At 65.2% G+C, this 24,844-nt stretch carries 21 protein-coding genes; 20 read left to right on the top strand and 1 reads right to left on the bottom strand.

All coding sequences use genetic code 11. The annotated features are described in order from the left end of the window. The first annotated feature begins 87 nt into the window (after window positions 1–87). From trpA to murJ, 20 genes are all read left to right on the top strand, one after another. Window positions 88–906 (top strand): tryptophan synthase subunit alpha, encoded by an 819-nt coding sequence (gene trpA, locus JFN93_RS23480; protein ID WP_199386817.1) that lies wholly within the window; start codon window positions 88–90, stop codon window positions 904–906. A 116-nt stretch (window positions 907–1,022) separates the two neighbouring features. Further along, on the top strand, window positions 1,023–1,874 hold the full coding sequence (gene accD, locus JFN93_RS23475) for an acetyl-CoA carboxylase, carboxyltransferase subunit beta (protein ID WP_199386816.1): 852 nt from the start codon (window positions 1,023–1,025) through the stop codon (window positions 1,872–1,874). Between the two features lie 124 nt (window positions 1,875–1,998). After that, window positions 1,999–2,628: a LysE family translocator gene (locus JFN93_RS23470; protein WP_199386815.1), complete on the top strand. Its 630-nt coding sequence runs from the start codon at window positions 1,999–2,001 to the stop codon at window positions 2,626–2,628. Window positions 2,629–2,672: 44 nt separating this feature from the next. Then, on the top strand, window positions 2,673–3,002 hold the full coding sequence (locus tag JFN93_RS23465) for a cupin domain-containing protein (protein ID WP_199386814.1): 330 nt from the start codon (window positions 2,673–2,675) through the stop codon (window positions 3,000–3,002). Between the two features lie 121 nt (window positions 3,003–3,123). Further along, window positions 3,124–4,590 carry a sensor histidine kinase gene (locus JFN93_RS23460; protein ID WP_199386813.1) on the top strand — a complete coding sequence of 489 codons (1,467 nt, stop codon included), beginning with the start codon at window positions 3,124–3,126 and terminating at the stop codon, window positions 4,588–4,590. A 113-nt stretch (window positions 4,591–4,703) separates the two neighbouring features. Further along, the gene (locus JFN93_RS23455; protein ID WP_328754568.1) at window positions 4,704–5,927 is read left to right on the top strand and encodes a folylpolyglutamate synthase/dihydrofolate synthase family protein; all 1,224 of its coding nucleotides are present in this window, start codon (window positions 4,704–4,706) and stop codon (window positions 5,925–5,927) included. 48 nt (window positions 5,928–5,975) lie between these two features. Further along, complete coding sequence (locus JFN93_RS23450) at window positions 5,976–8,039, top strand: LPS-assembly protein LptD (protein WP_199386811.1); 2,064 nt, start codon at window positions 5,976–5,978, stop codon at window positions 8,037–8,039. A 165-nt stretch (window positions 8,040–8,204) separates the two neighbouring features. Then, complete coding sequence (gene rfbB / locus JFN93_RS23445; protein ID WP_199386810.1) at window positions 8,205–9,269, top strand: dTDP-glucose 4,6-dehydratase; 1,065 nt, start codon at window positions 8,205–8,207, stop codon at window positions 9,267–9,269. 21 nt (window positions 9,270–9,290) lie between these two features. Beyond that, entirely contained in the window at window positions 9,291–10,121 is an 831-nt protein-coding gene (gene rfbD, locus JFN93_RS23440; RefSeq protein WP_199386809.1) for a dTDP-4-dehydrorhamnose reductase, read from the top strand. Between the two features lie 49 nt (window positions 10,122–10,170). Then, window positions 10,171–10,524 carry a phosphomannose isomerase type II C-terminal cupin domain gene (locus tag JFN93_RS23435; RefSeq protein WP_199386808.1) on the top strand — a complete coding sequence of 118 codons (354 nt, stop codon included), beginning with the start codon at window positions 10,171–10,173 and terminating at the stop codon, window positions 10,522–10,524. Window positions 10,525–10,657: 133 nt separating this feature from the next. Further along, window positions 10,658–11,728 carry a mannose-1-phosphate guanylyltransferase gene (locus tag JFN93_RS23430; RefSeq protein WP_199386807.1) on the top strand — a complete coding sequence of 357 codons (1,071 nt, stop codon included), beginning with the start codon at window positions 10,658–10,660 and terminating at the stop codon, window positions 11,726–11,728. A gap of 18 nt (window positions 11,729–11,746) precedes the next feature. Continuing rightward, window positions 11,747–13,486 carry an aldehyde ferredoxin oxidoreductase family protein gene (locus JFN93_RS23425; RefSeq protein ID WP_199386806.1) on the top strand — a complete coding sequence of 580 codons (1,740 nt, stop codon included), beginning with the start codon at window positions 11,747–11,749 and terminating at the stop codon, window positions 13,484–13,486. 75 nt (window positions 13,487–13,561) lie between these two features. Further along, on the top strand, window positions 13,562–14,725 hold the full coding sequence (locus JFN93_RS23420) for a class II aldolase/adducin family protein (protein ID WP_199386805.1): 1,164 nt from the start codon (window positions 13,562–13,564) through the stop codon (window positions 14,723–14,725). A 30-nt stretch (window positions 14,726–14,755) separates the two neighbouring features. Continuing rightward, window positions 14,756–16,666: a sensor histidine kinase gene (locus JFN93_RS23415; RefSeq protein WP_199386804.1), complete on the top strand. Its 1,911-nt coding sequence runs from the start codon at window positions 14,756–14,758 to the stop codon at window positions 16,664–16,666. Continuing rightward, on the top strand, window positions 16,659–18,008 hold the full coding sequence (locus JFN93_RS23410) for a sigma-54-dependent transcriptional regulator (protein WP_199386803.1): 1,350 nt from the start codon (window positions 16,659–16,661) through the stop codon (window positions 18,006–18,008). The genes JFN93_RS23415 and JFN93_RS23410 overlap by 8 nt, the downstream gene beginning before the upstream one ends. Before the next feature lie 355 nt (window positions 18,009–18,363). Then, window positions 18,364–18,495, top strand: a complete 132-nt coding sequence (locus JFN93_RS25860; protein ID WP_268898858.1) for a hypothetical protein — start codon at window positions 18,364–18,366, stop codon at window positions 18,493–18,495. Between the two features lie 58 nt (window positions 18,496–18,553). Next, window positions 18,554–18,736, top strand: a complete 183-nt coding sequence (locus tag JFN93_RS23405) for a hypothetical protein (RefSeq protein ID WP_199386802.1) — start codon at window positions 18,554–18,556, stop codon at window positions 18,734–18,736. Beyond that, window positions 18,737–20,149 carry a class I SAM-dependent methyltransferase gene (locus JFN93_RS23400; protein WP_199386801.1) on the top strand — a complete coding sequence of 471 codons (1,413 nt, stop codon included), beginning with the start codon at window positions 18,737–18,739 and terminating at the stop codon, window positions 20,147–20,149. It begins immediately after the preceding gene. Next, window positions 20,139–21,713 (top strand): sulfatase-like hydrolase/transferase, encoded by a 1,575-nt coding sequence (locus tag JFN93_RS23395; protein ID WP_199386800.1) that lies wholly within the window; start codon window positions 20,139–20,141, stop codon window positions 21,711–21,713. The genes JFN93_RS23400 and JFN93_RS23395 overlap by 11 nt, the downstream gene beginning before the upstream one ends. A 350-nt stretch (window positions 21,714–22,063) precedes the next feature. Continuing rightward, a complete protein-coding gene (gene murJ, locus JFN93_RS23390) occupies window positions 22,064–23,644 on the top strand; it encodes a murein biosynthesis integral membrane protein MurJ (protein WP_199386799.1) in 1,581 nt (526 codons plus the stop codon). Window positions 23,645–23,993: 349 nt separating this feature from the next. Here murJ and mazG read toward each other — a convergent pair whose 3' ends face one another. Further along, window positions 23,994–24,785 (bottom strand): nucleoside triphosphate pyrophosphohydrolase, encoded by a 792-nt coding sequence (gene mazG, locus JFN93_RS23385; RefSeq protein ID WP_199386798.1) that lies wholly within the window; start codon window positions 24,783–24,785, stop codon window positions 23,994–23,996. Window positions 24,786–24,844 lie beyond the last annotated feature (59 nt).

The raw sequence follows: 24,844 nt of genomic DNA, 5'->3' as shown, positions 1-24,844 counted from the left end.
TTTACCAGCTATTACTTTGCAGGGGGGGACCGATCCGTCGGATCGGTTCCCCCCTCAGCTATTTTCTGCCAGGAACAAGGAGGCCCCATGGGGCGCATTGCTGACAAATTCGAGGAGACGGGCAAACGGGGCGAATCGGCGCTGGTCACCTTCGTGACCGCCGGGGACCCCGACCTGAAGACGACCGCCGAGGTGGTGCTCGAACTGGAGCGCTCCGGCGCCGACGTCATCGAACTGGGGGTTCCCTTCTCCGACCCGATGGCCGACGGCCCGACCATACAGCTTTCCTCCGAGCGCGCCCTGGCCGGGGGGACCACCCTGCCGGCCATCCTGGACCTGGTGCGCGAGCTGCGAAGCTCCACCCAGATCCCCATCGTCCTCATGGGTTACTACAACCCCATCTTCATCTACGGCGCGGAACGTTTCGCGGCCGACGCCGCGGCGGCCGGGGTTGACGGCCTTTTGATCGTGGACCTCCCCCCCGAGGAGTCGGCGGAGCTCAAGGAGGCGACCGGCCGGCACGGCATGGACCTGATCTTCCTGCTCACCCCCACCTCGGACCGCTCCCGCATCGAGACCGTCTCCGGGCTCGCCAGCGGCTTCGTCTACTACGTTTCGGTCACCGGGGTCACCGGCGCCCGCAGCGAAATCGCCGACACCCTGGCCGGTCGGGTGACCCAGGTGAAGGGGGAACTCAGCGTGCCGTTGGTGGTCGGCTTCGGCATCTCCGATCCCGCCCAGGCGGGTGAGGTGGCCAAGGTCTCCGACGGCGTCGTGGTGGGGAGCGCGCTGGTGAAGCATTTCGAGCGCTACCAGGGTGCGGAGCTGCTGGCGCAGGCCGGCTCCTTCGTGAAAGCGCTCAAGGAAGGGATGCAAAACGCCCGCGGCGCTAAATCCGCCTCGTAGTACCGGTTTTTGCAGGGGATTGCCAGCGAGTGTTTGACATTGGTTTTCCGATCTGCTAATTAACTTCGAATTTTAGAATCTTAAGGAAAAGGGTATTACCCTGGTGAGGGCAAAATATGGCTTGGTTTAAAAGAAGCAACCCCCCGATGCCGAAGGGGCCGGATCATAAATCGAGGGTTCCCGAGGGGCTCTGGACGAAGTGCACCAGCTGCGGCGAGACCATCTATACCAAGGACATCGAGAAGAACCTCAACGTCTGTCCCAAGTGCAACCACCACTACCGCATCTCCACCAAGAAGCGCCTGGAACTCCTGTTGGACGAGGGGAGCTTCGTCGAATTCGACGCCGGCATGGTGTCGGTCGACTTCCTCGAATTCAAGGACTCCAAGAGCTACCAGGACCGCATCAACCAGGCGGTCGCCAAAGGCGGGAGCAAGGACGCCATCGTCTGCGGTCAGGGGAACATCGAAGGGATGCCGGTCGAGATCAGCGTGTTCGACTTCTCTTTCATGGGGGGGAGCATGGGGAGCGTCGTCGGTGAGAAGATCACCCGCGGCATCGAGCGCGCCCTGGAGCGCAAGACCCCGATGATCATCGTTTCCGCCTCCGGCGGGGCGAGGATGCAGGAGAGCATCCTGTCGCTCATGCAGATGGCGAAGACCTCGGCTGCGCTGGCCAAGCTGCGCGAGGCGGGCCTTCCTTTCGTCTCCATCCTTACCGACCCGACCACCGGCGGGGTCACCGCGAGTTTCGCGATGCTCGGCGACATCAACATGGCCGAGCCCAAGGCGCTGATCGGCTTTGCCGGGCCGCGCGTCATCGAGCAGACCATCCGCCAGAAACTCCCCGAAGGGTTCCAGCGGGCCGAGTACCTCCTGGACCACGGGATGGTGGACGTGATCGTCGATCGGGCGCAGATGAAAGCGCAACTCTCCAGCATCCTGAAGATGTTGATGAGGCAAGCGTAAGAACAATGAAACCATGAGGCAGTGAAACAAAGAGACAATGACGGCAACCGGCATTGTCTCTTGTTTTATGTGGGGGCTGCGCCTAACCTTATTGTTTCATTGTTTCATTGTTTCATTGGATCCTATGCTCACTCTTTCCCAACTCACCCTTTTCTCCCTGGCCTCCATCGTCCTGATCTTCACCCCCGGGCCGGACATCATCTATGTCGTCACCCGCGGCATGGCCCAGGGCCGTCGTGCCGCGCTCGCCGCAACCGCCGGCTTTGCCCTCGGCAATTTCGTCCATACCTTCTTTGCCGTGATCGGGCTCTCGGCCCTCATCGTCTCCTCGGCCACCGCCTTCGCCATCGTCAGGTACGCCGGGGCCCTCTACCTCGCCTGGCTCGGCGTCCGCATGATCCGCAGCCGCTCCGGCTTGCTCCCCGAGGGGACCGCGGCCGGGGAGATGCAGTGCCGCAGCATCTTCCGGCAGAGCATCGTCGCCAACGTGATGAACCCGAAGGTCGCCCTTTTCTTCCTGGCGTTCTTCCCCCAGTTCCTGGACCGGGCCCGGGGCGGCGTCCCGCTGCAGATGTTGGCTTTGGGAACCACTTTTGTTATCCTGACCTTCTTCTGCTTCGGAGTGGTCGCCCTCGGCGCCGGCAGCATCGGCTCCTGGCTGCACCAAAGAAGCTCGCTCGGCGACCGGATCACCCGTGCCGCCGGATGCGTCTTGATCGGTCTCGGGCTGCGCCTGGCCTGGCCGCAGCGTTGACCGTTTTGGCCGCGGTGGATCATCCCCCCGGCCCGGAGGTCGCCATGGAAAACGTTTCCTCGCATCTCGACGAGCTCCCCTGGGTGCCGGTCCGTCCCGGCGTCGCCACCGGGGTTTTCGGCAAGACCCTCCTGGACGGGGCGACCAAGATCGTCCTGACCCGCGTCGAACCGGACGGTGGGTTTGCCACCCATGTCGACCGGTACGGGCACCTCATGCAGGTGCTGGAGGGGGAAGGCGTCGCCACGGTGGGGGCTCAGGAATATGCCATGTCCCCGGGGATCGTGCTCCGGATTCCCGCCGGGCTCCCCCATTCCTATCGCAACTGCGGTGCCGGATACCTCGTGCTCCTCTCGGTCAACCTGCCGGTCTGAGCGCGCCGGAGTCGGGAGCGCCAAATCGCTCAAGCAAAACGGATCGCAGCCGATACATCCAAGAACACGCCATGACATCGACGGGGTGCCGCCTGACTCCAACTGCTACAGGGTGAAGCCGATGCCGGAACAACAACAGACGCAGGACCAGATAACCCGCTTGCCGTACAAGGTGGTGGGCTCCTACGTGGTGGTCGGCGCGCTCTGGATCCTTTTCTCCGACACCCTGCTCGACGCCCTGGTCCCGGACCGGTCGCTCCTGACCCGGCTGGAGATCCTGAAAGGATGGTCCTTCCTCGCCGTAACCGGGACGCTGCTGTACGTCCTCATCCGCCACGGACTTTCCCTCCTCGCCCACAACAACGCGCTCCTCGCCGCCCGCGAAAAGCACTACCGCATGCTGTTCGAAAAGATGGAAAACGGCTTTGCGGTGCACGACATCATCTTCGATCCGGAGGGCCGCGCGGTGGACTACCAGTTCGTCCAGTTCAACCCCGGCTACGAAAACATCACCGGGCTCAAGGCCGAAGACGTGGTCGGTAAAAGGGCCCGGGAAGTCTTCCCGGGCATCGAGCCGTTCTGGATCGAAACCTACGGGAGAGTCGCCCGCACCGGCGTCCCCTCGCACTTCGGCGGCTATCTCAAGGATCTGGGGCGGTATTTCGAGGTCAGCGCCTTTGCCGTCGACGAGGGACGGGTCGCCGTGGTCTGTTCCGACGTGACCGAAAAGCGGATCGTCGAAACCGAACTCAAGAAGCTGCACGAGGCTCTCGAGGAACGGGTCACCGAGCGAACCGCGCAGTACGTGGAGGCGAACGAACAGCTCAAGCAGGAAATTGCCCAGCGGGTGCATGCCGAGGAGGAGATCTCCTGGCTCAACGCGGACCTGATGCGCCAGAAGGCGGATCTGGAGGCCGCCAACCGCGAGCTGGAGGCCTTCAGCTTCTCGGTATCCCACGACCTGCGGGCGCCATTGCGCCACATCCACGGCTTTACCAAGATCCTCCAGGAAGAGCATGCCGACCGGCTCGATCCGACCGGCCGGAACTACCTGGACCGGATCACCCGCGGGTGCGAGACCATGGGGGTTTTGATCGACGAGCTGCTGCAGCTGGCGCGGATCACCCGTTCCGAGATGCATCTGAAGAAGGTCAACCTGAGCGCCATGGCCGAAAAAGTGGCCGAGGAACTGAAACAGTCCGACCGGGATCGCGCGGTGGAGTTCCGGATCCAGCCGGGGGTGCAGGCGCTGGGAGACGAGACGCTGCTCAGCCTGGTGCTGCAGAACCTGCTGGGGAACGCCTACAAGTACACCGGGAAGAAGGATTGCGGCGTGGTCGAATTCGGCGCGGAGCTGAAGGACGGGCAGCAGGTCTTCTTCGTGCGGGACAACGGCGCCGGGTTCGACATGCGCTATGCCGGGAAGCTCTTCGGCGCCTTTCAGCGGCTGCACCGCCAGGAGGACTTCGAGGGGAGCGGGGTGGGGCTGGCCATCGTGCAGCGAATCGTACACCGCCACGGCGGCCACGTGCAGGGGGAAGGGGTGCCGGACGAGGGAGCGACGTTCAGCTTCACCCTGGGAGGGTGAAGCTTCATTGTTCATTGTAAGGTGGACTTTTCGCCAGCGGTTACATATAATCCCCCGCTGTCATGACCTACCAGCAAACCCTTGCCCACATCTTCTCCCTCGGACGTTTCGGAATGAAACCGGGGCTGGAGCGGATCGCTCCGCTCCTGCAACGCCTCGGTAACCCCCAGGACGCTTTCGCCTCGGTCCACGTCGTCGGTACCAACGGCAAGGGATCTACCGCTTCCTTCCTTTCTGCCATGCTCAGCTGCGCCGGACACCGCACCGGCCTTTTCACCTCCCCCCACCTGATCTCCTTCACCGAAAGACTGCGTATCGACGGGGCCGAAATCGGCGAAGCGGCGGTTCCCCCGCTCGCGGAACGGGTTCTTGCGGCGGCTCCGCCGGAAGCCACCTTCTTCGAGATCGTGACCGCGCTGGCGCTGCTTTACTTCGCCGAAAGCGGGGTCCGAATCGCCATCGTCGAGGCGGGAATGGGGGGACGCCTGGACGCGACCAACGTGGTCGACGGGATCCTCACCGTGGTCACCCCGGTCTCCCTGGATCATTGCGACTATCTGGGCGCGACCATCGCGGAGATCGCCGCCGAGAAGGCGGGAATCGTGAAGCCGGAAAGCCTGGTCGTGTCGGCCCGGCAGCACCCTGACGCCGCGGGCGCCATCGCCGCGCGGGCCGCCGAAGTCGGCGCCGAGCTCCTCGTCGAAGGAACCGACTTCGAAGGCCGCTGGGACGGCAACGTGCTGAACTACCGCGGCCTGGCGCTGCAGCTGGACGGTCTCGCCCCCGGGCTTCCCGGACGCTACCAGGCGGGAAACGCCGCCTGCGCCCTGGCTGCGGCCGAGGCGCTTTCCGGACGGGGTTTCCCGGTCTCTGCGGCCGACCTGGCCGCCGGCACGGAACAGGCGCGCTGGCCGGGCCGGATGGAGCGTTTTCCCGGCTCGCCCGACATCATCCTGGACGGGGCCCACAACGCCGCCGGTGCCGTCGCGCTCGCCGAGTCGCTGCGGGCGGTACCCCGGGGGCGGCTGCTGCTCGTGGTCGGCGTCATGGCCGACAAAGAGCTCTCCGGTATACTGTCTCCTTTGCTTCCCCTCGCGGCGCAGGTTTTCGCCGTCGCTCCCGCCCTGGAGCGGGCGCTTCCCGCGGCGGAACTTGCCCGCTACTGTCGCGCCGTCGGCTTTGCCGCCGAGGACGCCGGGTCCGTTGCCGACGGCATCGCCCGTGCCCGCGCCGCGGCCGCCCCCGACGACCTCATCCTGGTCGCCGGCTCCCTCTTCACCGTCGGCGAAGCGAGGGGCATCCTCATTTCCCGCGGCGTCCAGCCGTTTCGGGGGTAACTTCTGTCCGCGACCTCGTATCTATGCACCAGTGCCCTAGTCGTCGGCATGCTCCTCTCCCCCGTTTCCGGACGGGCCGACGAGGTCACCCTCAACGCCGACACCCTGACCCTCGACACGGCCAGCGACAGCTATGTCGCCCGGGGGAAGGTGCGCCTGTTGCGCGAGGGGGTGAGCCTCATGGCCGACAGCGTCGTCTACAACCGCCTGACTGCGGAGGCGACGGCGCTCGGGGCGGTGCGGCTGGAGAAGGGGGACGATCTGGTCAAGGGGGACCGGCTCCGGATCAACCTGGACACCCAGCAGGGGGAACTGCTCAACGGCGACCTGTTCATCAAGAAGTCGAACTTCCGCCTGTTGGGACAGCGGGTGGACAAGACCGGCGACCGTGACTACGAGGTCCACCGCGGCACCTTCACTACCTGCAACGGTGACCACCCGAGCTGGCGCTTCGAGGCCCGCGACATCAAGATCGCCCTGGACGAGTACGCAACCGGCAAGGACGCGGTCTTCTACGCCGGCGACATCCCCCTCCTCTACTTCCCCTACCTGGTATTTCCCGTGCAGCGGGACCGGCAGTCCGGTCTGCTGCTCCCGAGGATCGGCCGCTCCAGCAAGAAAGGGCTTTATTACACCCAACCTTACTACTGGGCGATCGATGCGAGCCAGGAGGCGACCTTCGCGCTCGACCTGCAGTCTTCCCGCGGGGTCGGGACCGCCGTCGATTACCGCTACCTCCGGGCCCACGGGAGCGAAGGGTCCTTGCAGGCCTACGGGATCTACGACTTCCAGACGGAGAACCCGCCGGCCCAGGGGGTCAACCAGCTCTCGGGCCCGGCTGCCCCGGGCTTTCGCGGCGAGCTGAATCAGAAGCACCTGGAGGTCTTCTCCCCCGACACCACCTTCGCCTCCGACCTGCACTTCCTCACCGACCGCAAGTATTACCGCGACTTCGGCGAGGTAGCCGGGGAGTACAACCGGCAGTACCTCGAGTCCACCCTCTCCATCGATCACAAATGGGAGCGCTACAACGTAACCGGCTTGCTGAGCTACGTCGAGGACCTCGTCTCACCGAACAACGAGCAGTCGCTGCAGCGGCTGCCGGCGGTGAATTTCGTCGGCGCGGGGGAAAAGATCGGCCCCACCTTCCTCTCCCTGTACAGCGGCGTCACCAATTTCGAGCGCGGCGAGGGAACCAACGGGCAGCGCCTGGTGCTTGAGCCCCGGCTCTCGCTTTACTCCCGTCCCGCCTCGCTGTTCGACCTGTCCCTGTTCGGCGGCTACCGGCAGCGCTTCTACAACACCTACGGCGGGGACCAAAACGGCAGCCAGGGGGTAGGGGTCGGCGACGCCGGAGGCGCGGTCTCGCTGCCGCTGGAGCGGGTATACAACGGTTCGGTGCGCCACGTGATCACCCCTTCGGTCGGCTACACCTTCGTCGAGGACAAGGATCAGGACCGCCTGCCGTTTTTCGACTGGGACGACCGGGTGCTCCCGCGCAACATGGCCACCTGGTCCGTCACCAACACCATCACCCGCAAGGAGTATCTGGAAAGCGGGATCCCATCCTATCGCGACCTCGTCTTTTTGCGGATCTCCCAGGGATACGACTTCACCGGGGCCCGCCGCCCCGGCGGCGCCGGAGACCAGAACCGGATTCCGCCCCGGGACCTCCTCACCCTGGTGGACCCGGGACATCACCTGACCGACCTCATGGTCGAGACCCGGGTGAGCCCGTTCAAGGACGTCACCTTCGGCGCCGACGGCCGGATCAACCCGATTGACGGCAACCTCTCCACCGGCAACGTCTCGGCCACCGCCACCGGCGAAGCGGGAAACCGCGGCACCCTTGGGTACCGCTATTCGCGCGGCCAGGTCAACTACCTGGAAGGGAGCTTCACCTACCCGATCTTCAAGCCGTTCGTTGCCTCCGCGCTGGAGCGGTACTCCATCGACCGCGGCGCCTTCCTGGAGTCCCGCTACGCGCTCGAGTACCGGCAGCAATGCTGGAGCCTGACCTTCTCCTACTCCGACCGCATCAGTGACCGCGAGTTCATGGTCAACTTCACCTTGAGCGGGGTCGGCTCCCTCGGGTCGGTCCGCCTTTTCTAATGCCTAAGTGACGGCCGGGCAACAACGGTGCGCCACGTTTTCGTTTTCCGCGTAAGTGGTTGACACGTTTGCGCCTGCCGGTGTATCAAGGATGAGCCGCACGAGCTCTCGGCGCGTCACCGACCCTTTTTTCAATGCCGGCCTTGGCGCCGATATGGAGGTTTCATGTCAGACACGTTTGCTCCCGCCGCGGTCCTCGTCACCGGAGGGGCCGGGTTCATCGGATCCAACTTCATCCATAACTTCATGGCCGGAAATCCCGACTGCCGCGTCGTCAACCTCGACATCCTCACCTACGCCGGCAACCTCAAGAACCTCCGCGCGGTTCAGGACAACCCGCACTACCGCTTCGTGAAGGGAGACATCTGCGACGCGCCGCTGGTCGCGCAGCTCCTCGCCGAGGAAAAAATCGACGCGGTGCTCCACTTCGCCGCCGAGTCGCACGTGGACCGCTCCATCACCGGCCCCGAGATCTTCGTCCGCACCAACGTGCTGGGGACCCAGACCCTGCTGGAGGCAAGCCGCGCCCACGCCGCGACCCGCCCCGCATTCCGTTACCTGCAGGTTTCGACCGACGAAGTCTACGGCAGCCTCGGTTCGGAGGGGTTCTTCACCGAGGAGACGCCGCTGGCGCCGAACTCCCCCTACTCCGCGAGCAAGGCGGGGGCCGACCTCCTGGTGCGCGCCTATTTCGAGACCTTCCGGCTCCCCACCCTCAACACCCGTTGCTCCAACAACTACGGTCCGTACCACTTCCCGGAAAAGCTCATCCCGCTCATGATCCACAACATCATGGAAAAAAAGGCGCTGCCGGTATACGGTGACGGGCTCAACGTCCGCGACTGGCTCCACGTGAAGGACCACTCGGCGGCCATCGAGCGCGTCCTGAAGCAGGGCAAGCCGGGCGAGGTCTACAACATCGGCGGGAACAACGAGTGGCGCAACATCGACATCGTGCACCTGGTCTGCGACCTGATGGACGAGCGGCTCGGACGCGCGGCGGGGGAAAGCCGGAAGCTGATCACCTTCGTCAAAGACCGCCCCGGCCACGACCGCCGTTACGCCATCGACGCGGCGAAAACCAAGCGCGAGCTCGGGTGGGGACCGTCCTACACCTTCGAGCGCGGCATCGCCGAGACCATCGACTGGTACCTCGCCAACCAGGAGTGGGTGACCGAAATCGTCTCCGGGAGCTACCGCGAGTATTACCAGCAGCAGTACGGGGCATAGCCGGCTCCCGGGGGGAATCTCATGATCTTAGTAGTGGGCAACAACGGGATGCTCGGGCGGGAGCTCATGGCGCTTTTTGCCGGGGCGGCGCGCGGGGTGGACGTCGGCGAGATCGACATCGCCGACCTGGAATCGGTACAGCGGGTCCTGATGACCCTCAAACCTCGGGTGGTGATCAATGCCGCCGCCTACACCGACGTCGACGGCTGCCAGGCAAACACCGAGCTCGCCATGCAGGTCAACGGGGAGGGGGTGGCCCACCTCGCCATGATCACCAAGGAGATCGGGGCGACCCTGGTGCAGGTCAGCACCGACTACATCTTCGACGGCAAGAAGGAGACCCCCTACCTGGAGGACGACCTTGCCTCGCCGCTGAACGTCTACGGGGAGTCCAAGCTCGCCGGGGAGATGAACAGCTGGTTCAATCCGGACCATCTCCTCGTCCGCACCCAGTGGCTCTACGGCCACGCCGGGAAGAACTTCGTGGAGACCATGCTCTCCCTGGCGCAGACGCGCAAGGAGCTTTCCGTGGTGGACGACCAGATCGGCTCGCCGACCTGGACCTACGATCTCGCCCTTGGGATCAAGGCGCTTTTGGACAAGGGGTGCCGGGGGACCTACCACGTCGCCAACGCCGGGGCGGTTTCCTGGAACGGTTTTGCCCAAGAGATCTTCCGGCTGGCGGGGCTCGACGTCGAGGTACGGCCGATGACAACCGCAGAGCTCGGGCGTCCGGCGACCCGGCCGCTCCATTCCGTTTTGGACTGCGGCAAGCTGTTGCAGGACACCGGGTTCCAGCCGCAGCCGTGGCAGGAGGCGCTGCGGCGTTACCTGGAATTGCGCGGGAAGTAGCAACATGCGCCGCCGGGCGGCCGCATACCATATCAGAGCGGGAGGAAGCATGGAACGCGGAGAACGTCCCTGGGGGACCTACACGGTCCTGGACGAAAGTAACGGTTACAAGATCAAGCGAATCGAAGTCCTACCGGGGCAGCGCCTTTCCCTGCAGAAGCACCACCACCGCAGCGAGCACTGGATCGTCGTTTCCGGCACCGCGAAGGTGACCTGCGACGACACGGTCCGGATCGTCAACATCAACGAATCGACCTTCATCCCGATCGGCGCGAACCACCGCCTGGAGAACCCGGGGGTGATCCCGCTGGTGATCATCGAGGTGCAAAGCGGCGAGTACCTGGGCGAGGATGACATCGTCCGGTTCCAGGACGATTACAACCGGGTCGAGGAGCCGGCGTAAGGACAGGGTTAGGGGAAATGGGTCGGGGACTGGCTCCGCAGGTGCCTGTCCCCCTCTTGTGAGCCGGAAAAGGGGACCGACACCTGGCGGTGCCGGTCCCCGTGATGCTTTTGGGGATTGCTGAGGAGGGAGCATGTACGTCGTCATTCTCGCCGGAGGTTCCGGCACGCGGTTCTGGCCGCTTTCGCGCAAGCGTACGCCGAAGCAGCTGATGTCGGTCTTCGGCGGCAAGTCCATGCTGCAGCGGACCGTCGAGCGGGTGCTTCCCCTCAAACCGAAGCGGGTCCTGGTGGTCACCAACGCCTTGCAGGCGGCCGAGAGCCGCAATCAGCTGGCGTACCTGACCGAGGTCCCGATCGACGTCATCGAGGAACCGGTGGGGCGCAACACCGCCCCGGCCATCGGTCTCGCCGCCTCGCTCATTGCCCGCTTCGATCCGGACGGGATCATGGCGGTCCTCCCCGCGGACCACTACATCGTGAACGAGGAGCTCTTCCGGGAGACCCTGCTCAAGGGGGAGCTGCTCGCCGCGCAAGGGGCGCTGGTCACCTTGGGCATCACCCCGACCCGTCCCGAAACCGGCTACGGCTACATCGAGGCGGAAAACGGCGCCGGCGCGGCGGCCAAGGTGGCCCGCTTCGTGGAAAAGCCCCCGCTGGAGAAGGCGCTCGAATTTCTGGAGAGCGGCCGTTTCTACTGGAACAGCGGCATGTTCATCTGGGGGGCCTGCACCATCCTCGACGAGATCCGGCGCTACATGCCGGCGCTTTCCGAGGCGCTGGCGAAGCTCGTGTTCGAGGATGAGCTTTGGGCGATCTCGGATCTCAAGCCCCAGATCGCGGAGATCTACGGCGGCATCACCGGCGAGTCCATCGATTTCGGCGTGATGGAGCGGGCGGAGAACGTACAGGTGATACCGGCCTCCTTCGGCTGGAGCGACGTCGGCTCCTGGAGCGCGCTCCCCGAGGTGATCGAGCCCTCCGACCACGGGCACGTCCTGATCGAGGTCCGCGAGGCCCTGTCCGTCGATGCCGAGAACTGCCTCGCCTACGGCAGCGGCAAAGTGGTCGCCCTGGTCGGGGTAAAGGACCTGATCGTCGTCGATACGCCGGATGCGGTGCTGGTCTGCGACAAGTCCGCCGCCCAGCAGGTCAAGAAGGTGGCCGACGAACTGGAGAAAAAGGGGCTCGTCGAGCTGCTCTAACAGGTAACCAGAGGTTTTATGCACGGCTGGACCGGAAGGATGCTGCACGTTGACCTGGGGCGGGGGATCTGCCGCCGGGACGAGATCCCGGAGGAACTCCTCCGGGCCTACCTGGGGGGGAGAGGGCTCGGGGTACGGATGATGCGGGAGTTCTTCCGGCTCGACCCCTTCGATCCGGAGATCCCGCTCATCTTCGCGGTCGGTCCGCTTTGCGGCACTCCCGCTCCGACCTCCGCCCGTCTTTCCGTCGTCACCCGTTCCCCCCTGACCGGCACCATCTACGACTGTTCCGCCGGCGGCCGTTTTGCCTGGCGCATGAAGGCAAGCGGTATCGACCTGCTCGTCATCACCGGCCAGAGCGCGCAGCCGGTCCGCCTGGAGATCGCCGACGACCGGGCCGAGTTGCACCCCGCGGGCGAGCTCTGGGGGAAAGGGGTCCGGGAGAGCGTGGCCGCCCTGAAGGAATGCGGCTCGGTCGCCGCCATCGGTCCCGCCGGCGAAAACGGCGTCCTCTTTGCCAATATCATGATGGGGGAGGGGAACTCGGTCGGCCGCGGCGGCCTGGGTGCCGTGATGGGCAAGAAGCGGCTCAAGGCGATCACCGTGAACGGCACCGGGAAGACCACCCTCGCCGACCCGGAGCGCTTCGACGCGGCCCGTGGCGACGTCTTGCGGCTGTTCCGCGCCTCCCCGGTCCTCTTCGGGGAGCTGGGGATCGGCGAGTACGGCACGCCGGCCCTGGTCGACCTGATGGCGCAGCGGCGCATGGCGCCGACCCGCAATTTCACCGGCACCTTCTTCCCCGAAGCCGGCAACTACTCCGGCCCCGCCATCCGCGCCGCCTGCGGCGCGAAGAAAGACGGCTGCTACGGCTGCCCGATCCAATGCAAGAAAAGCAGCGACCAGGGGGAGCCGCTTCCCGAGTACGAGACGGTGAACCACTTCGGCGCGCTCAACGACATCTCCGACCTCCACGCCATCGTAAAAGCGAACTCCCTTTGCAACGACCTCGGGATGGACACCATCTCCGCCGCCGCCACCCTGGCCGCCTTCGGCGAGGCGCTGGGACGCTTTCCGCGCGCCGAGGAGGTGGAGGGGCTTTTGGAGCGGACCGCCCTGGTGCAGGGGGAGGGGACGCTGCTGGCGAAGGGGTCGCTCCGGGTCGCGCGCGAGCTGGGGCATCCCGAGCTTTCCATGACCGTGAAGGGGCTGGAGCTCCCCGCCTACGACCCGCGCGGCGCCTACGGCATGGCGCTCGCCTACGTCACCTCGAACCGGGGCGGGTGTCATCTGCGCGCCTATCCCATTTCCCACGAAATCCTGAGAAAGCCGGTCCCCACCGACCGCTTCTCCTTTTCCGGCAAGGCGCGTATCATCAAGATCGCGGAGGACGTCAACGCCGCGGTCGACTCGCTGGTCGCCTGCAAGTTCGCCTTCTTCGGAGCGACCCTCGAGGAATACGGCGAGCTCCTCTCGGCGGCGACCGGGATCGAATACACCCCGGAGACCCTCAAGTCGATCGGGGAGCGGATCTGTCTCACCGAGCGCTTTTACAACTGCGAAAACGGGTTCTCGATGGCCGACGACCTGCTGCCGGAGCGTTTCTTCTCCGAGCCCGGCTCTTCCGGGGAAGGGATCGACATCCCCCCCATTGACCGCGCCCGTTTCGAAGAGGAGCGGCGCAAGTACTACCGGATCCGCGGCCTGAACGACGACGGAAGCTTCCCGGACGCTAATTTCCTGGAGCGCTGCCCGTAGCGCGGGACCGGTCGGAACGGTCGATCGGAGCCGACGGATCAGGCCGATCCGACCCGCGCGGGGGAAAAGGAAACCATGAAGGACCAGATCGCCAAATACACCGCCAAGCTCGGCGCGGACCGCTCGGCGCTTCCCGGCGCCATCGCGTTCGCCGCCCAGGACGACTTGCTCATCACCGACGGCGCGCCGCAACTCGCCGAGCTCGCCGGCGCGACCCTGTCCCGGCTGAACGCCCTCGCCCTGGTGGCGGCGCGCCCCGCGCTCCCCTTTGCGGAACTTCTGATCGCCCGGGCCGGCGCCGACGAGACCGGCATCGTCCCCCAGGACACCGAAACCCGCACCTTCCTCCACGACATCCCCTTTCTGCGCCAAAAGGACCTGGCCGAGGACGCACCCGGCCGGATCGCCAGGCTCCTTTCCCACCGCAAGGGGATCATCGTCGAGGGGGTGGGGATCGTGGCGGTCGGGGCGATCACCGTGGAGCAGGCCTACATCAACTACTCCTCGGTCTTCCATGCCACCTTCGTCAAGTACCTCCAGGACGTCCTGCGCGACGGCTTCCGGGTCCCCGGTGAGGAGGCGGCCCTGGAACTTTTGCGCCGCGACTGGCTGAAACCGTTGACCGACGACGGCCTTGCCTTTGTGCCGGAGCTCTCCGACGACCGGGAGGAGATCCTCGCCGAGGTGGAAAGGGTGGGGCGCTACACGGTGGAGCGGGGGCTGGTCGATTCCTTCTTCGGGAACATCTCGGCCCGCGCCGGCGAACTCATCTACATCTCCCAGACCGCGGCGAGCCTGGACGAGCTGGCCGGCTGCATCGACCCGGTCCCGACCGACAACTCCTCCACCACCGGGATCACCGCCTCCAGCGAGCTCCTCGCCCACCGCAAGATCTACGAGGCGACCGGCGCCCGGGTGATCCTGCACGGCCACCCCAAGTTCGCCGTCATCATGAGCATGATCTGCGAGAAGCAGGGGTGCTCGATCCGCGACTGCTGGAAGGAGTGCCCCGAGGTGCGCCATCTGGACGCAACTCCGGTCGTGGCGGGGGAAATCGGGGCCGGGGGGCTCGCCAAACGGGTCCCGCCGGTGATCGGCGCCACGGGGGGCGCGGTGGTCTACGGGCACGGCGTCTTCACCATCGGGGACGCGGGGTTCGGCGCCGCCTTCTCCCTCATGGTGGCGGTCGAGAACTACTGCCGGGAGGAGTACTTCCGGCGCCTGGACGGGCGGCGCTGACACCGCGCCCCTCGGGAAAGCGTTGACCACATGGCGGCACTGAAGAAATTCTTTTTTTCCCTTTCCTTCCGAACCCACCTGGTTCTCATCGTCCTGCTCCTGTCCCTCCCCGCGGTGGCCCTGATCGTCTATTCCGGCCGCGAACAGAGAAACGACGCCCTGAGCGAAGGGGTAGCCGACGCCAAGGTGCTGGTCCACAGCATCATCACCGAACAGTACAACCTCACCGGCGATGCCGAACAGCTGGTCTCGGTCCTCGCCACCCTCCCCGCGGTCCGGGAGGGGAAGGGGCCTGCGGCAAGCACGATCCTCCGCTCGGTCCTCAAGCTGAACCGCCAGTATGCCAACCTCCTCATTGCCGATGCCCGGGGGCGGGTCTGGGCCTCCGGAATCCCGATCACCCGCGCGGTCTCGGTGGCCGACAACCTCTCCTTCCAAAAGGCGCTGCAGAGCCGGCGCTTCTCCTCCGGGGCCTACGGGGTAGGCGCGATCTCGGGACGCCCGAACATCGGGTTTGCCTATCCCGTCCTCGGCCCGGACCGGAAGGTGGTCGGGGTGATCCTCGCCAGCGTCGATTTCGACTACCTCAACGAACTCCTCATGGAAAGCGGTCTCCCCAAGGGATCGCAGTTCGTGCTGGCGGACCGAAACGGCATCGCCGTCTACCAAAACCGCAGCCGCAAGGTGGAGATCGGGAGTCCGATCAACAAGGACGCCTTTTGGGCGATGAAACGGAGCGAGGACGCCGTCTCCTTTCTCAACTTCGGCACCAGCGACGAGCGGATGATCAACTCCTACGGCAAGCTCCGCCTGCGCGGCGAGGATGCCCCGTATCTCTACGTCCTGGCCGGGATCCCGCTGCAGGAGACCCTGGTCCGGGCGCAGCGGGCCCAGGTGGCGCACATCGCCCTGCTGACCCCGTTTCTCCTCATCGCCGTAGCCCTCGCCGTGCTCGTCGGGCGCTACAGCTTCGTAAACCAGATCGTGAAGCTGCAGGAGGCGTCCCAGCGCCTGGCGCGGGGGGACCTCGAGGTGCGGGTGGCCGATCTGCTCTCCGGAAAGGAGATGGTCGCGCTGGGGCGCTCCTTCGACGATATGGCGGGGCAGCTCGCCGCGCGCCAGGCGGAGCTGAACGAGTTGAACAAAAGCCTGGCGCGCCGGGTGGAGGAGGAGACCGAACGCCGTCTGCAGCACGAGCGGCTCCTGGCGCGCCATGCACGGCTGGCGGCGATCGGCGAGATGATCGGCGCGATCGCGCACCAGTGGCGCCAGCCGCTGGCAACCCTGGGGGCGATCATCCAGGGGATCCGGATGGCCTGGGAGCGGCGCCGGCTGGACGAGGCCTTCATCCAGAAGGCGGAAAGCGACGCGCAGAAGCAGCTCTACTACATGTCCGACACCATCGAGGACTTCCGGAACTTCTTCCGGCCGGAGAAGGTGGCCGAGCGCTTCGAGGTGCGGGAGAAGATCGACGAGGTGGTGCTCCTCGTCTCGGCCCAGTTTCAGGGCGCCGGGGTGCGCCTGGAGACCGTGGACCGGGCCCCGGGGCGGGAGCTTCCCGTGAAGGGATACCAGAACGAGTTCAAGCAGTCGGTCCTGAACCTGGTGAGCAACTCCTTCGACGCGGTCCAGGTGAAGCGGTACGCGGGGGCCCTCGCCGAAGGGGAAGGGCGGGTGGTGCTCTCCTACGGCGTATCCGGTCGCAACGTCGTGGTCGAGATCGCCGACAACGGCTGCGGCATCCCGGCGGAATACGCCGAAAAGGTGTACGAGCCGTACTTCACCAGCAAGCCGGAAGGGAAGGGGACCGGCATCGGGCTTTACATGTCCAAGCTGATCGTGGAGGAGAGCATGGGGGGGCGGCTTGCTTTTGTCAGCTCGCCGGCTGGGACGAGCTTCACCATTTCCCTTTTGCTTAACGAGGAGGAAGAGGATGGATGACCGTCTGCCGCTGAAGGTGCTTTTTGTCGAGGACGAGCCCGACCTGAGGGAACGGATCCGGATCGTCCTGGAGCTGTACGTGCAGAACGTGCTGACCGCCGGCAACGGTCGCGACGGGGTGGAGCTCTTTCAACGCGAGCGCCCCGACGTCGTGGTGAGCGACATCATGATGCCGGTTATGGACGGGTTGGAGCTGAGCCGGCAGATCCGCGCCGCCGCTCCCGAGATCCCGATCATCCTGAGCACGGCCTTCACCGAAACCGCGTACCTGCTGAAGGCGATCGAGCTCGGCGTCTCCGCCTACCTGCGCAAGCCGCTCGACTGCGAGGAGCTCATCGCCGCGATCACCCGGGCCGCCGCCCCGATCCTGCAGCGGATCGAGCTGGAGAACGCGCGGCAGCGCGAGGAGGCCTCGCTGGAGCTGCTGTTGGGGGGAAGCGAGACGATGCGCCAGGTGAGCCGGCAGGCGCAGCGGATCGCCGGGACCGATTTCTCCCTGATCATCCAGGGGGAGACCGGGGTGGGCAAGTCCCATCTCGCCTCGCTCATCCACCGGCTGAGCCGCCGCAGGCACCATCCCTTCGTCACCGTCGCCGTCAGCTCCCTGGCGGAGTCCCTCATCGAGAGCCAGCTCTTCGGGCACGTAAGGGGGGCGTTCACCGGGGCGGCCGCCGCCCGGACCGGGCTCTTCGAGGAGGCCCACGGCGGCACCCTCTTTCTCGACGACGTCGATTGCGCCCCTCCCGCCGTGCAGGCGAAGATCCTCCAGGCGGTGGAGCAGAAGAGCTTTTTCCCGGTCGGCGGTACCAAAACGGTCCAGGTGGACACCCGGATCATCGCCGCCAGCAACAAGGACCTCTTAGCCGAGGCGCAGCAGGGCCGCTTCCGCGAGGACCTCTACTACCGGCTTGGCGACCTGGTGATCACGCTCCCCCCGCTGCGCCAGCGCGGCGAGGACATCGCGGTCCTGGCCCGCAGCTTTCTGGAAGATGCCTCCCTGGAACTGGGCCGGGTTCCGCCGCGGATGGCACCGGAAGCCCTTCTTTTTCTGAACCGTCATCCCTGGCCGGGGAACGTGCGCGAGCTGAAAAGCACCATGAAGCGCGCCGCCCTGTTCGCCGGGGAAACCCTTTCCGCCGAGGATCTCGCCGGCGTTTTGAGTGCGTCGAACCGGGAGACGCCGGAGCGCGAGGCCCCGCACCGGCTCACCCTGGAGGAGATCGAAGCCCGCGCGGTTCGCGACGCCCTGGCGGCGACCGGCGGGAAGAAGATGGAGGCCGCCCGCCTGCTCGACGTCGAGTACGGCCGGTTCAAGCGGATGCTGGAGCGCCACGGCCTCTAGGAAGTCTCCAAACAGGTGGGCATTTTACCCACCCCCTTTCGCCCCCAACTCATCGTTTTGCCCACCCCCTCGCGCGGCCCGGTCCCCGCAAACCCGCGCCGCTGCGTCTTTTGCCGTTCTGGCACTGCTGTTGCTATATCTCATCCCGTATCCCCGTTCTCTTGTCAGGCCGGCGCCCTTTCCGCCCCTTTGCCGGATGGAGCGTCGGCCTGGCCCTTTTTTCCCAATCCGACTTCAACCGAGGTCCCGACACGTGTCACTACAACGCCAACAAGCTGCGGAGACGGCGCGCGCTGGGTGTGTCCAGCGACAACCCTGTATCCACCTGCAGCACCCCTTTGCCGAGTGCTACTGCATGAACATCTCGGGAATCAAGATCCCCCGGATGCTCGACTACTGCGTCGGCGACTATGCTTCCTGTCCCGTCTACCTCAGCCGCGCTCCGCTCGAGCCTCACGACGCGGAAGCCAACAATCTTGCCGAATAGTCAACCGGTGGTCATGTCCTGCGTTATTCGGATTATCCCCTTGTAATGGAGAGCTGCTATGAAACTGATCCTGACTCTTGCCTACCTGTGCCTGCTGTTCCCTGCCACCGCCCACGCCTACTCCGATCCGGGCTCCGGGCTGATGCTCTGGCAACTCGCGGTCTCCTTCGTCATCGGCGTCATGTTCTACTTCCGGAAGTTCCTCGGCATGTTCACCAGATTTTTCAAAAAGGACCAGTAGATGCGCTCCTTCCGTGATCCGGCCGGCAAGCTCCATTTCCGCGGCCCGCAGCTGATCCGGCAGGTCTATGCCGACCAGGCGCCGACCTACCGGGCGCTGGTGGAGAGTCCGTTTCTGCATCGGCTGACCACGTCGGGCGAGGTGGTGGGGACCACCATCATCGCCGCCGGCAACGGTGCCGCTCCCCCGGAAATCCCGGCCGGCGAGGGGGACCTCTTCCTCTCCCACGACGTGGTCCCCTTTCCGTCCTTCCCGGCGGAATGGCCCCGGCAGATGCTGCTCGCCGCCGCCCGGCTCACCCTGAAGGTCGCCGAGGAGTCGCTGGACCAGGGGCTGGGTCTCAAGGACGCCACCCCCTACAACGTCCTGTTCCGCGGGCCGCGTCCGGTCTTCATCGACCTCCTCTCCTTCGAGCCGCGCGATCTGCGCGACCCGATCTGGCGCGCCCAGGCCCAGTTCGTGCGGACCTTTCTCCTGCCCCTTCTGGTGGCGAAGAACCTCGAGCTCCCCCTTTCCTCCATCTTCCTCTCGCGGCGCGACGGGATCGAGCCGGGAGAGGTCTACCGGATGCTCGGTCCGGGGCGGCGCCTGCTGCCGGCCTTCTTGGGATCGGTCTCGCTGCCGGTGTGGCTTTCCGGCAAGGCCGAGGAGCGGGGGGCGGCGATGTACCAGCCGCGGCGGACCTCCTCCGACGCCCAGGCGCGCTTCGTGCTGCGCAGCCTGTACCGGCGGCTGGGACGAGCGGTGGAACGGGCGGGCCGGGTGGGCCGGCAGAAGACGGCCTGGACCGATTACTGCCGCACCTGCACCTACGACAAGGAGTCCTTCGGGGAGAAGTCGTTTTTCGTGAAGAGGTTCCTGGACCAGTCCCGCCCCGCCCGGGTGCTCGACGTCGGTTGCAACACCGGGCACTTCTCCCGGCTGGCCGCCGCACGCGGGGCGAAAGTGGTCGCCATCGACCAGGACGCCGCGGTCATCGGGGGCCTCTGGGAGGGGGCGCTGCGCGACGGATTGGACATCCTTCCCCTGGTGGTCGACTTCGCCCGTCCCACCCCGGCCCTGGGGTGGAGCAACGCCGAGACCCCTTCGTTTTTGGAGCGTTCGCGCGGCTACTTCGACGCGGTCTTCATGCTGGCCCTGATGCACCACCTGGTGGTGGGGGACCAGATCCCCCTGGAAAAGATCTTCTCCCTGGCGGCGGAGGTCACCACCCGCCACCTGGTCATCGAATACGTGGCGCCGGACGACCCGCAGTTCAGGCGTCTGTCGCGCGGCCGGGACGACCTGTACCGGTACCTGACCCCGGAGTTCTTCGAGCAGGCCGCCCGGAAACAGTTCCGCATCGTCTCAAAGGCGGAGACCGGCAACGCCGGACGGGTGCTGTACCTCCTGGAGCGCCTGCATGCCCGATAACTCCCGTTGGCGCGACTTCGTCGGTTCGGTCTCCCTCGCCAACCTGATGTTCCTGAAACTGTGGCTGAAGCTCCTCCCCTACCTGCCGGGGGGGAACTACCTGGCGCCGTACTCCCCCTTCAACAGCTACCTGGGGGTGATGCTCAACGTCCTCATCTGGGGGACGTTTTTTTTCGGCCTGGTCCGGCTGGGACGGAAGCGGGAGCGGCTTTTCCCCTGGGTGGCCCTTTGCCTCTTCCTGCTGGTCGGCATCGCCGCCATCTACGGGGCGGGAATGTCGGTGATCTCCTTCACCCGGTTCATCTTCCTCTTCGGGGAAAAAAACGCGGTGCTGGTTGAGATCGCCTGCTGGACCGTCGCGGTCGGCGCGATCCTCCTCTTCATCGCCCAGCGGGAGCGGGTGGGGCGGCTGTACCGGGTCATCCCGCTGCTGGTGGCCCCGTTTCTCTTGGTCACCTTCGGCCGCGCGACCGCCGCGCTTTTCGGGATGGAGCCGGCGGCCCAGTTCCATCCCCATCGGGTGGAGCGTCCCGCCCCGCCCAACGCCCTGGCCCGGCGCGTGGTCTGGGTGATCTTCGACGAGACCGACTACCGCCTCTGCTTTGGCGAGCGTCCCGCGGGACTCTCCCTCCCCGCCTTCGATACCTTTGCCGAAAGCTCCCTCCAGGCGACCCGCGCCTACTCCCCCAGCGACGCGACGCAGGTCTCCCTCCCGGCGCTTTTGACCGGGATCCCGCTGAAGACGACCGAAGCGGCGGGGGCGCGCCGGCTCGACCTGGTCCGGGCCGACACCGGCGCCCGGGTGGATTTCTCGGCGCAGGAAAACATCTTCGACGCGATCCGCCAGCGCCACGGCAGCAGCGCTCTCTTCGGCTGGTACCATCCCTACGCCCGGGTCATCAGGTCGGCCGATCTTTGCCGCGACTACCCCCGCTACAACTTCTGGACCTCGGACCGCCTCTTCGACGTCATGTGGCATCAGTCGCTGGAAGTCTGGGATATGCGCTTTCTCCCCTTCAGCAACACCATGCTCGGCAACAACCAGATCGGCATCGTTACCGCCATGCAGGCAGATGTCCTCGACGCGGTGCGCAACCGCGACTTCGGCTTTTTGTTTCTCCACTACAGCGTGCCGCACTCCCCGAACGTCTACGACCGGCGCACCGGCCGCTTCGGCTTCAACCGGAACAAGCGCGAGGGGTACTTCGACAACGTCATCCTGGCCGACCGGCTCTTCGGCGAGTTGCGCCGGGAGATGGAACGCCAGGGGACCTGGGATGACGCGCTGGTCATCGTCTCCTCGGACCATCACTGGCGGACCAACACCTACGACGGGAAGATCGACTTCGAGCACGTCCCCTTTCTCGCCAAGTTTCCCGGGCAGCGCCACCCGGTGGTCTACGACAGCCGGTTCAACACGGTGTTGACGAAGGGGTTGATCCTCGCCACGGTGGATGGCAAGGTGCGCAGCGCCGAGGAGGCGACCGTCTGGCTGGACCGGGCCACCCGCGAAAACCATCTCCTGCAGGGGATCTTCTCGAAAAACCAGCCCGACGCGGACTAGCGGCGTGCCGTACGGAAGAAGCTGCATTACCCGGTGGGAGCGCCTTTCCAGGCGGGATAATCCTGAGGCCGTTGGCACCGCCTGCGGCGGATCGCGCCTGGAAAGGTGCTCCCACCGGGAAAACTCCCGTCATGCCAGGATCGGGACCTGGCTGCGATTTCACCAGAAGGTCGCGACAGCAATGTCGCTCCCACAGCGAGCGGCCTTGCTGAGCGATGCAAAGCGGCAGCGCAAGGAGTCGGAGCGCGAGCCGACAAGGTGCGGCCGCCGCCCATCGTTGCTGATTTCTTGTCAAGCTCTTCCCGGCTGTGCTACTTTCTCCCCTTTGATTTCCGAATCCGAGGGTGCCGATGTCCGAGAAGAAACATATTGCCCGCGCCGCCGGGGTGCTCGGCGCGGCCACCATGCTCTCCCGCATCATGGGAATGGTCCGGGATATGGTGGTTTCCCATCTCTTCGGGGCCGGACTCTACACCGACGCCTTCTTCGCCGCCTTCCAGATCCCCAACATGCTGCGCCGCTTCTTCGCCGAAGGGGCGCTCACCTCTGCCTTCGTCCCGACCTTTTCCGAGTGGTACACCAATAAGGGGCCCGACGAGGCCCGCGACCTCGCCAACGTCTGCTTCACCGTACTCACCATCGTGATGGCAGCCATCACCCTCGTGGGGATCGTCTTCTCCCCCCAGATCATCGCCGTCATGTTCCCCGGCTTTGCCACGAATCCGGAAAAGGTCTCGATGACGATCATGATGAACCGGCTCATGTTCCCGTACATCTTCTTCGTGAGCATGGTCGCCCTGTGCATGGGGATCCTGAACACCGTGCGCCATTTCTTCACTCCGGCGGTCTCCACGGTATTTCTCAACGCATCGATGATCGTCTGCGCGCTCACCCTGCACCAACGCTTCCGGGTCCCGATCGTCGCCCTGGCGGTGGGGGTGCTCGTCGGCGGAGTGCTGCAGTTGCTGCTGCAGCTCCCGGTCCTCTACCGCAAGGGGTTCGCGCTGCGCCCCAACTTCGATTTCAAGCATCCGGCGGTGCGGCGGATCGGCCTGCTCATGGGCCCGTCGATTTTCGGCGTCGGAGTCTACTACCTGAACATCACGGTCGGGTCGATCCTCGCCTCCCTTCTGGCCCAGGGAAGCGTCTCCTACCTTTACTACGCGCAGCGGCTCTTTGAATTCCCGCAGGGGATCTTCACCGTCTCGGTGGCCCAGGCGGTCCTCCCTTCCATGAGCCGGCAGGCGGCCGCGGGGGACCTGGAGGCGCTCAAGGAGTCGCTCGGCTACGGGGTGCGCCTCACCCTTTTCATCACCGTCCCCGCCATGGTCGGACTTTTGATCTGCGCCACGCCGATCTTCTCGCTGCTGTTCATGGGGGGGGCGTTCGACTACGCCAAGGCCGCCAACTGCGGCGTGGCCCTTTCCTACTATTCGCTCGGCATCTGTTTCGTGGCGCTGGTGCGGGTGCTGGTTCCCGCCTTCTATGCGCTCAAGGACACCAAGACCCCGGTCTTCTGCGCCTTCATCGCCTTCTTGCTCAACTTCCTGTTCAGCGTGATCCTCATGCGGCCGCTGTTGCACGGTGGCCTCGCCTTTGCCTCCTCCCTCTCGGCGGTAGGGAACATGGGCCTCCTGGTCTACTACCTGAGGCAGAAGATCGGGCCTTTCGGTGGGCGCGACATTGTCCGATCCGCGTCAAAGGCGCTCGCAGCGTCGGTCCCGATGGGGGCGGTGGTCTACTTCGTGTTGCAACTGGCGGATTGGACCCGGGCGGGGGAGAAGGTAATCAAGGGGGGGGTGCTGGGGGGGGCGATCGGTGCCGGGATGGTGCTTTTCCTCATCTGCGCCCACGTCTTCGGCAGCGAGGAGGCGCGTGACGTTCTGGGGACCCTGAAGCGGAAGTTGGGCCGGAGTGCCTCGGGGCCTTAGAAGTGGTAATGGCATCCCGTTACCTCCCTTTAGCCGAAGGGAAGTTCGATTCCGGGCTCAGTGGGGTGAGGTAGGTCGGAAACGCGAAGTTTCTGGGTAGTTATGAACAGGATTTCCACTATGTGAAAAACCTAATTTTTCGCATTTAATGTTGGCGTGGGCAAATCCCGGCTTGCCGAGGACGGTTACGTAACTATTGAATTTTACTGGTGGCTCAGGGGTGAATAAAAACTATGCAGCCTCCCTGAAACCCGCTACAACCGGGTAATCCTCCCTGCTTCTCAACATGGTTATTCACAGGTTTTGCACAGCAGCTGTGGATTAGCCGCCCAAGGGCGCGGAAACGCAGTCACTTCCGCGCCGCCTCCAACTTTTTCGCCTCCTCCCAGAGCAGATCCATCTCCTTCAGGGTGGCGTTTTGCATGGCGATCCCCCGCTCGTGCAGGGTCTGCTCGACGTGACCGAACCGGTTGACGAAGCGGTTCAGGGTCTTGCGCAGCGCCTCCTCCGGATCGATGGCCAGAAAGCGCCCCAGATTGACGATCGCGAAAAGAAGATCCCCCAGTTCGGCCTCCATCTCCTCCTGATTCCCGGAGAGCATCGCCTCCTCGAACTCGTGCAACTCCTCCATCACCTTGGCGTACACCTGGTCGGTGTGCTCCCAGTCGAAACCGACCCGGGCCGCCTTCTCGGTGAGTTTTTGCGCCTGCATCAGGGCCGGGAGGTGCGCCGGAACGCCGGAGAGGGCGGACTTCCGCTTTTCCCCGTGTTCCTTTTTCTTGATCTTCTCCCAGTTCGCCACCTGGGCCTCGCTCGACTCGATTACCTCGTCGCCGAAAACGTGGGGGTGGCGCCGGATCAGCTTGTCGTTGATGGCTTCCAGGACCTCTTCCATGGTGAAGTCGCCGTTCTCCTCGGCGATGGCGGCATGGAAGACCGGTTGGAGCAGCAGGTCCCCGAGCTCCTCCTTGAGGTGTTCCTTATCCTTGGCGTCGATCGCCTCGATGACCTCGTAGGCCTCCTCGATCAGGTAGCGCTTCAGCGACTCGTGGTTCTGCTCGGCGTCCCACGGGCAGCCCCCCGGTGCGCGCAGCCGCCGCATGATGTCCATCAGCTTCTCGAAACCCTTCTGTTCGCTCATCTTGCTTCCTCTTAAATGGGTTGCTGCGGTCTTCGTTGAAACAGGTAAGGGCGCAGCAT

The sequence above is a fragment of the Geomesophilobacter sediminis genome (assembly GCF_016458275.1).
In the GTDB taxonomy this organism is placed as follows: domain Bacteria; phylum Desulfobacterota; class Desulfuromonadia; order Geobacterales; family Geobacteraceae; genus Geomesophilobacter; species Geomesophilobacter sediminis.
Note: the sequence above shows the minus strand (reverse complement) of the source record. Positions and strands in the feature narration are given on the sequence as shown.